This window comes from Kitasatospora sp. NPDC091335 (genome assembly GCF_044757205.1).
Classification (GTDB): domain Bacteria; phylum Actinomycetota; class Actinomycetes; order Streptomycetales; family Streptomycetaceae; genus Kitasatospora.
In genome coordinates, this window is sequence record NZ_JBIVUM010000050.1 from 1 (window position 1) to 1,102 (window position 1,102).

General features: G+C 70.2%; 1 protein-coding gene. It reads left to right on the forward strand.

The annotated features are described in order from the left end of the window. Positions 1 to 1,102: amino acid adenylation domain-containing protein (locus tag ACIQOW_RS39685; RefSeq protein WP_401092861.1), on the forward strand; the 1,102-nt coding region annotated here is incomplete at both ends.

The following is a 1,102-nucleotide window of genomic DNA, read 5'->3' on the forward strand; positions in this document are numbered from 1 at the left end:
CCCGACGTGCCCGCGGACGGTGCGCTGCCGGTGGTGGACCCGGACAACCCGGCGTACGTGATCTACACCTCCGGTTCCACCGGCCTGCCCAAGGGCGTGGTCATCACCCACCGCGGCATCGTCAACCGCCTGCGCTGGATGCAGGACACCTACCACCTCGACCACGACGACCGCGTCCTCCAGAAAACCCCCTACAGCTTCGACGTGTCCGTCTGGGAACTCTTCTGGCCCCTGGCCACCGGAGCGACCCTCGTCATGGCCCGCCCCGACGGACACCGCGACCCCGCCTACCTCGCCGACACCATCACCCGCGAACACATCACCACCACCCACTTCGTCCCCGCCATGCTCCGCGCCTTCCTCGACACCCTCCCACCCACCACCACCCTCACCCCCCTACGCCGCGTCCTGTGCAGCGGCGAAGCCCTCCCCCAGGACCTCGCCGACGCCTACCACCACCACCCCGCAACCCGACACACCGAACTCCACAACCTCTACGGCCCCACCGAAGCCTCCGTCGACGTCACCGCCACCCCCTGCCCCCCAGGCCGACCCGTCACCATCGGCCGCCCCATCGCCAACACCCGCACCCACATCCTCGACCACCACCTCACCCCCCAACCCCTCCACCTCACCGGCCAACTCGCCCTCGCCGGCATCCAACTCGCCCGCGGCTACCTGGGCCGCCCCGCCCTCACCGCCGACCGCTTCCGCCCCGACCCCGACCCACGACACCCCGGCACCCGCCTCTACCTCACCGGCGACCAAGCCCACCACAACCCCGACGGCACCCTCACCTACCACGGCCGCACCGACCACCAGATCAAACACCACGGCCACCGCATCGAACTCGGCGAAATCGAAACCGCCCTGCGCACCCACCCCGCCATCACCCAAGCCGTCGTCACCCTCCACCACAACCACCTCACCGCCCACACCGTCACCACCCCCCACACCACCCCACCCACCCCCACCCAACTCCGCACCCACCTCGCCACCACCCTCCCCACCCACATGCTCCCCACCCACTACCACACCCTCCCCACCCTCCCCCTCACCCCCAACGGCAAAATCGACCGCAACAACCTCCCCACACCCGACC